Source organism: Streptomyces sp. NPDC002076 (assembly GCF_053593835.1).
Window position 1 is genome coordinate 539,619 of sequence record NZ_JBSFDI010000003.1, and the last position, 7,038, is coordinate 546,656.

Here is a 7,038-nt window from a genome sequence, read left to right on the forward strand (position 1 = left end):
AGGCTTGATGGTCACCCCCGTCAGCTCACGAAGGTTCGCGAGATGCCTGTCGAGTCGGTTTTCCCGCAGCTCGAAGCTCTGCTCCCGCACGTGCAGAAGCCGATCCAGTACGTCGGCGGAGAGCTCAACTCCACCGTCAAGGACTGGGACGAGTGCGACGTCCGCTGGGCGCTCATGTACCCGGACGCGTACGAGGTCGGCCTGCCCAACCAGGGCGTCCAGATCCTCTACGAGGTCCTCAACGAGCAGGAGGGCGTCCTCGCCGAGCGCACCTACAGCGTGTGGCCGGACCTGGAGGCGCTGATGCGCGAGCACGGCGTCCCGCAGTTCACGGTGGACAGTCACCGCCCGGTGAAGGCATTCGACGTGTTCGGCCTCAGCTTCTCCACGGAGCTGGGCTACACCAACATGCTCGCCGCCCTGGACCTGGCCGGAATCCCCCTGGAGTCCAAGGACCGCACGGACGACGACCCGATCGTCCTGGCCGGCGGTCACGCGGCGTTCAACCCCGAGCCGATCGCCGACTTCATCGACGCGGCGGTCATCGGCGACGGCGAGCAGGCCGTGCTCGACATGACCCGGATCATCCGCGAGTGGAAGGCCGAGGGCCGCCCCGGCGGCCGCGAGGAGGCCCTGTTCCGCCTGGCCAGGACGGGCGGGGTGTACGTCCCGGCGTTCTACGACGTCGAGTACCTGCCGGACGGCCGTATCGCCCGCGTGGTCCCGAACAAGAGCGGTGTCCCCTGGCGCGTGTCGAAGCACACGGTCATGGACCTGGACGAGTGGCCGTACCCCAAGCAGCCCCTCGTTCCCCTGGCCGAGACGGTCCACGAACGCATGTCGGTGGAGATCTTCCGCGGCTGCACCCGCGGCTGCCGCTTCTGCCAGGCCGGCATGATCACCCGCCCGGTGCGCGAGCGCTCGATCACGGGCATCGGTGAAATGGTCGACAAGGGCCTCAAGGCGACCGGCTTCGAGGAGGTGGGCCTCCTTTCCCTGTCCTCCGCGGACCACTCGGAGATCGGCGACATCGCCAAGGGCCTGGCCGACCGCTACGAGGACGACAAGATCGGCCTCTCCCTGCCCTCCACCCGCGTGGACGCCTTCAACATCGACCTGGCGAACGAACTGACCCGCAACGGCCGTCGCTCGGGCCTCACCTTCGCCCCGGAGGGCGGCTCGGAACGCATCCGCAAGGTCATCAACAAGATGGTCTCCGAGGACGACCTGATCCGCACGGTCGCCACGGCCTACGGCAACGGCTGGCGCCAGGTGAAGCTGTACTTCATGTGCGGCCTGCCGACGGAGACCGACGACGACGTCCTCCAGATCGCCGACATGGCGACCCACGTCATCCAGAAGGGCCGCGAGGTCTCGGGCTCGAACGACATCCGCTGCACGGTCTCGATCGGCGGCTTCGTCCCGAAGCCCCACACCCCCTTCCAGTGGGCCCCGCAGCTGAGCGCGGAGGAGACGGACGCCCGGCTCGCGAAGCTCCGCGACAAGATCCGAGGCGACAAGAAGTACGGCCGCTCGATCGGCTTCCGCTACCACGACGGCAAGCCGGGCATCGTCGAGGGCCTCCTCTCCCGCGGCGACCGCCGCATCGGCGCCGTCATCCGCGCGGTGTACGACGACGGCGGCCGCTTCGACGGCTGGCGCGAGCACTTCTCCTACGACCGCTGGATGGCCTGCGCCGACAAGGCGCTCGCCCCCTTCGGCGTGGACGTCGACTGGTACACCACCCGCGAGCGTACCTACGAGGAGGTCCTGCCCTGGGACCACCTCGACTCCGGCCTGGACAAGGACTGGCTCTGGGAGGACTGGCAGGACGCCCTCGACGAAACGGAGGTCGAGGACTGCCGCTGGACACCCTGCTTCGACTGCGGCGTGTGTCCGCAGATGGACACGGCCATACAAATCGGCCCGACCGGCAAGAAGTTGCTGCCTCTGACGGTCAAGAAGTCTCCGACCAGCTGAAACGGGCGGCGGACGTGAGTGGGCTGCGTGACCAGCGCGTCAATCGGTCATGAGACTGCGCCTGCTCGCGGCACACCGTTCACCAGCTGTCTTCCAGTCCGAGGGGCCACCCTTCGGCCGATGGCGCACGCGGCGCCGCTCGCCGCGAAAGGTGGCCACTCGCGGTTCCGCCGGCCGGGAAGAGGCCTCGGCCGGGTCGAGTTCAGGAGACCGCAGACGTCAGGTACGTCAGGTAAACCCCTCCCTCGCAGTCGGGCATCTTCCGCAGCGTCCAGCGGCCCCGGACGGTCGTGGTGGAGAAGTTCGACTCGGCGTCGTCGTTCTCCACCTCACCGTCCTTCGGGGTGTATCCGGCCTTGGGGAGCCGCTTGTGCAGAAAGGCCAGGGTCGCGTCGAAGCCGCTCCGTACGACCGTGGCGACGATCAGTCGGCCGTCGGTGCGGTGTTCCACCGAGGTCACGACCGCGCCCTCGGGCACCGGCAGATCCGCCGGGAAGTCCTTGGGAAGCGGCAGTGAGGCAGCGGTGGGGCAGCCGCCGGGCGCGGAGGCGGCCGGGTACGGCGTCGGACGCAGGGGCCCGGCGTTCCGGGGCGTGGGCGAGCATCCGGTGACGGCCGCCAGGACGAGGACGGCGCCGAGCAGCACGGCAGCCGGGGCGAACGGCTTCACCTAGCGGCCTCCCGTGGACTTCTTGTGCTTGCCGGCGACCACGGCGTCGTACGCGCCGTACAGCGTGTTGCCGGAGGACTGGCGGGCGATGGAGGCCAGTGCGTCGTAGTTCTGCGTGCCGCCGGTGGCACAGGTGCCGGTGCAGCCGTCGGCGTAGGCAGCGAGCACGCGGCCCTGTGCGTCGAGGGTGACGTCGATGAAGTCCAGGAGGTTGCGGTCCTGGCCGCAGGTGGTGCCGCCCGTGCAGATGGACCCCTTCTGCACCGGGTCGGTGGGGGTGGCGTCGACGGTGACCCAGGACTGGCCGCCGTCGTAGGTGGTGGCCACGTACAGGTGCCAGACGCCCTTGAAGTTGGCCGTGTCCTGGTAGTTGCCCCCGGTGGTGGTGCCCAGGAAGGCGAAGGCGGCACGGTTGTCGTCGCCCGCGGTCACGGCCGGGAAGACGATGTTCTTGATGCCGAGGGACGCGCCGACGTTCTGGTCGTACAGCCACGTCTTGCCCTTGTCGTGGCTGGCGGCGATCCGCGCGGTGCCGTCGCTGTTCTGGTAGCCCATGTACACAGTCCCGCCGGCGCCGATTCCGACGCTCGGGTCGGAGTCAGCGGGGATGCTGGACGGGTTCTTGCGGACGGTCCACGTGAGCCCGTTGTCCTCGGAGACGGCCACCGCCTGGTTGCCGCCGCAGCCCTTGTTGGGCACGTACACCGTGCCGTCCGGGGCGACCTTCACGTGCCCGTGCAGCCCGCCGCAGTCCAGCAGCGAGTACATCGGAACGGCGGGCCCGTACGTCAGGCCGCCGTCCCGGCTGACCGCGCAGGAGGCGTCGGCGATGTCCTGGGAGCAGTAGTACACGGCGTTGGGGTACGACGTGATGGCGCCGGGCCCGCCCGGGGCGAAGGGGCCGCCGCCGATGGTCTGGTGGTCGACTCCGGAGTTGATGCCCGAGCCGCCCGTCGGTGTCCACGTGTCGCCGTCGTCGTCGGTGTAGCAGGTCAGGGCCGTCTTGCCGGCGAGCTGCGATTCGAAGGTGCGATGGGTGGCCGGGTCGGTGAACAGGATCGGGTCGAGGCTGGTGGTGCTGCCCTGGGGACAGCCGCTGGCCGCGTCGGCGCTCTTGTCCTGCCAGGTGGCGCCGCCCGCGCCGGCGTAGGTGACCTTCAGCGTCGAGGTGTACGCCTGGAACATCGCGGCACCGGTCGCGCGGTCGACGCCGATCGAGGGTTCGCCGGCGTTGTGCGCGTCCTTGATGCTGTCGGGTGCCGAGGAGTTCGCGTACATCGGCGGGGTCGCCGTACTCGGCGGCGGATCGGCCGGATCGGCGACCAGGCTCGCGGTGCCGGTGAAGCTGTCGCCGAGCGGGGCGTACGGCACCACGCGCACGGTGTACGACGCCGTCACCGCCGGAAGCAGCACGGTCTCCGGGTCGCTGGAGGACGCGGAGGCGGCCACCTCGCGGCCGTCCGCGTCGAGGACGTACAGGTCGAAGTCGGCGGCGGAGTCCGGCCACTTGACGTCGACGCGCAGGCTGTGACCGGTGTCGTAGCCCACGGGCACCGACACCTTCAGGGCGTAGTCGTCGCAGGGTTGCGCAGTCCCGCAGCTCACCGTCCCGGTAGTGCCGGAGACGTTCGGGACGGCGAAGGGACCGGCGCTCCACGTGGTCGTGGGCGCGGTGTCGCTGACCGATCCGGAGGGCGGGGTGGCGGCGTCGGCCGGCACACTCGGCAGGGTTCCGGCGATCAGTGCCAGCAACCCGACGACGAGACGCCCCTGCGACCGCGGGTGGCGGTGAAGACGGAGTGTCGAAAGGAAAGCCACAGGTACCTCGTAGGTTCGCGAGTCGGACCAGGGGTGGTGGTGCGTAGCGGTACGGGTGGTGCCTTCGTCTGCTCTACGAGGAGGCAGGCGGCGTCCGTCGCGGGAAACCGAACTTTTTCGAGGCGGACCGGACCGTGCGCAAGCGCCCACTCGAAGCCCGCCCGGTGTGCACGCGGCCCGCGGCCAGTGGCGCGCGGAGGTCGCCGAGTGCCCGGTGCTGAGCCAGGTACCTGCCCTTTTCGGGTGGGTGTAGTTGGGCACCCTGCCGGTATGGGCAGCCCGATTCCTCCCGGGGTGCCGTCGCGGCGCCTGTCTCCGGCGCGCCGGAAAACGTCGCCGTGGCGTGGCGCTTCGTACGCTCGGTGCTGGACGGCGTCGCACCGGATCTGGTGGACACCGCCGAGCTGCTGACCGGCACGCCTGGCGGATCGCCGGCCGGATCTCGCGGGCCGTCGGCTGCGCGCTCGGGACCCTCTTCCGGTGGATCTTCGTGGAGCCTTTGCGCCGGGTGTACCGGACCGTCCTCACCCCGGTCGGCCACCTCGTCCGGGACGGCGTCCTGCGCCCCGCCGGCGAGGGCGCGCGCGTGGTGGGCCGGGCCGTCCGCGAGGCCCTCACGAGCGCCCGCGACAGCGTACGGCAGGCCCGCGCCGACTTCCGGCGGATGCTGTTCGGCGAGCCCCCGCGGCCGGCCGCGGGGGACCGGCGGGAACCTCAGGCGCCCGCGACACGTACTCTTGGTAGCAGTACGACCGCACTCACGAAGGACTAGGACACTGGGCAAGCGACAGCCCGAAGGCCCGCCGCCCGCACCCGCGGTGCAGCGCATCCGACTGCGCTACACCAAGCGCGGCCGCCTGAGGTTCACCAGCCACCGAGACTTCCAGCGCGCCTTCGAGCGTGCGCTGCGCCGCGCCGAGGTGCCCATGGCGTACTCGGCCGGGTTCACGCCGCACCCGAAGGTGTCGTACGCCAATGCCGCACCCACCGGCACGGGCAGTGAGGCGGAGTACCTGGAGATCGCGCTCACCGTCGCGCGTGACCCGGAGACCCTGCGCGTCCTCCTCGACGAGTCGCTGCCCACCGGGCTCGACGTGATCGAGGCGGTCGAGGCGCGGACCCCGGGCCTCGCCGACCGGCTGACGGCTTCCGTCTGGGAGCTGCGGCTGGACGGCGTCGACCCGGCCGACGCCGAGCGCGCGGTCGACGCGTTCAACCGGGCCGGCACCGTCGAGGTCCAGCGGATGACCAAGAACGGCGTCCGCACCTTCGACACCCGCCCGGCCGTGGTGAGCCTGGAAACGCACGGTTCACCGGCTGATAGGCCTAGCGACCAGCCCTGTGCGATACTGCGGCTGGTTGTTCGGCACGTGACGCCTGCCGTACGACCCGACGACGTCCTGTCCGGTCTCCGCGCCGTGGCCGACCTGGCGCCGCCGGTCCCCGCAGCGGTGACCAGGCTGGCGCAGGGGCTGTTCGATGAAGAGACCGGCACGGTGACCGACCCGCTCGCGCCCGACCGCGAGGCAGCCGAGGCCCTGACGGCCGCACCGGCCGCCGCCGCGACGGCGCCGACGCCGGAAGGTCCCGCGTAGGGACGGACGTCGTAGCGCCGCCCTCGTACTCGGGAGCCACCTGGGTCGGGCAGCGCACCGACCAGAAGACTTTCGCCAGGCCGTACCGACAAGGCGTACGGAACCGGCGAGACAGGACACAGAGTGCTCCCGTGCGGCGCCCGCGCCCCGGACGGCGGCCTTCGCGTACGACGCGGGCCGCGGACGTCAACGGCGGACGGTCCATCGAGACCGACGCCGGACCAGGCGCGGCGCCCGGGAGCCTGACGGGAGAAACGCCCGCATGCTCGAACCGACCGAACCCAACCAGGGTTCCGAACTGAACACTCCCAGCGACACCCTGCCGCCGCGCAGGCGTCGCCGCGCCGCCTCGCGCCCGGCTGGACCGCCGGCCGCGGCCGAGGCTCCCGCCGAGGTGACCGTGCCGGCCATACCGGCTGCCGAGTCCGACGAGGTCGCCGAGGTCCTTGAGGCCGCTGAGGCTGAAGCAACTGAAGAAGCAGCAGAGGCGGTTGAGGCCGAAGAGGCCGCTGTGCTGGGCGCTGAGGCGCAGGCGGAAGCGGTCGAGGACGTCCCGGCACCCGCTGCCGAGGAGGCCGAGCCCGCCGCGCGTCCGCGCCGCCGTGCCACGCGTCGCGCGTCCGCGCCTGCCGGCGCGCCGGTGTCCGCCGAGGCCGTCGAGACCGTCGTTCCGGCCGCATCCGCCGCTGAGACCGAGAAGCCCGTCGCCGAAGGCGGCGAGGTCGTCTCCGGCGAGGAGGCCGCGCCCCGCCGCGTCCGCCGCCGCGCCACGCGCACCGTCTCCACGCCGACCGCGGTTGTTTCGGGAGCCGATGAGGCCCCGGTGACGGAGGAGGCCGCAGGGGCCCCGCTCGCTGCGGAAACCACCGCCCCCGCTGCTGTCCGGCAGAGCCAACTTCGGGGTCAGCTTCACGATCATCACGATCCTGTCCGGCTGCATGACCCTGTACGGCAACGGCATGAACACCGGCGGCC

Annotated in this window: 4 protein-coding genes and 2 pseudogenes; 4 read left to right on the forward strand and 2 right to left on the reverse strand. The window is 71.2% G+C overall.

The genetic code is table 11. The features are described from left to right. The first annotated feature begins 42 nt into the window (after window positions 1–42). The gene (locus ACWCQS_RS09620) at window positions 43–1,980 is read left to right on the forward strand and encodes a TIGR03960 family B12-binding radical SAM protein (protein ID WP_451003911.1); all 1,938 of its coding nucleotides are present in this window, start codon (window positions 43–45) and stop codon (window positions 1,978–1,980) included. A gap of 202 nt (window positions 1,981–2,182) precedes the next feature. Here the strand turns inward: ACWCQS_RS09620 and ACWCQS_RS09625 are convergent, their stop codons facing one another. Continuing rightward, a complete protein-coding gene (locus ACWCQS_RS09625; RefSeq protein WP_451003912.1) occupies window positions 2,183–2,650 on the reverse strand; it encodes a hypothetical protein in 468 nt (155 codons plus the stop codon). Next, a complete protein-coding gene (locus tag ACWCQS_RS09630; RefSeq protein ID WP_451003913.1) occupies window positions 2,651–4,402 on the reverse strand; it encodes a hypothetical protein in 1,752 nt (583 codons plus the stop codon). It lies immediately after the preceding gene. Window positions 4,403–4,883: 481 nt separating this feature from the next. On the opposite strand from ACWCQS_RS09630, the pseudogene ACWCQS_RS09635 reads away from it, so the two are divergent. The 3 genes and pseudogenes from ACWCQS_RS09635 to ACWCQS_RS09645 all read left to right on the forward strand — a co-directional run. Further along, a pseudogene (locus tag ACWCQS_RS09635) lies at window positions 4,884–5,240 on the forward strand (hypothetical protein); the annotation flags it as partial. A 46-nt stretch (window positions 5,241–5,286) separates the two neighbouring features. Then, the gene (locus ACWCQS_RS09640) at window positions 5,287–6,063 is read left to right on the forward strand and encodes a TIGR03936 family radical SAM-associated protein (protein WP_451003914.1); all 777 of its coding nucleotides are present in this window, start codon (window positions 5,287–5,289) and stop codon (window positions 6,061–6,063) included. 262 nt (window positions 6,064–6,325) lie between these two features. Beyond that, a pseudogene (locus ACWCQS_RS09645) lies at window positions 6,326–7,038 on the forward strand (hypothetical protein); the annotation flags it as partial.

Coding starts and splice junctions, on each gene's coding strand:
- ACWCQS_RS09620 (WP_451003911.1), top strand. CDS start 43: ATGCCTGTCGAGTCGGTTTTCCCGCAGCTCGAAGCTCTGCTCCCGCAC.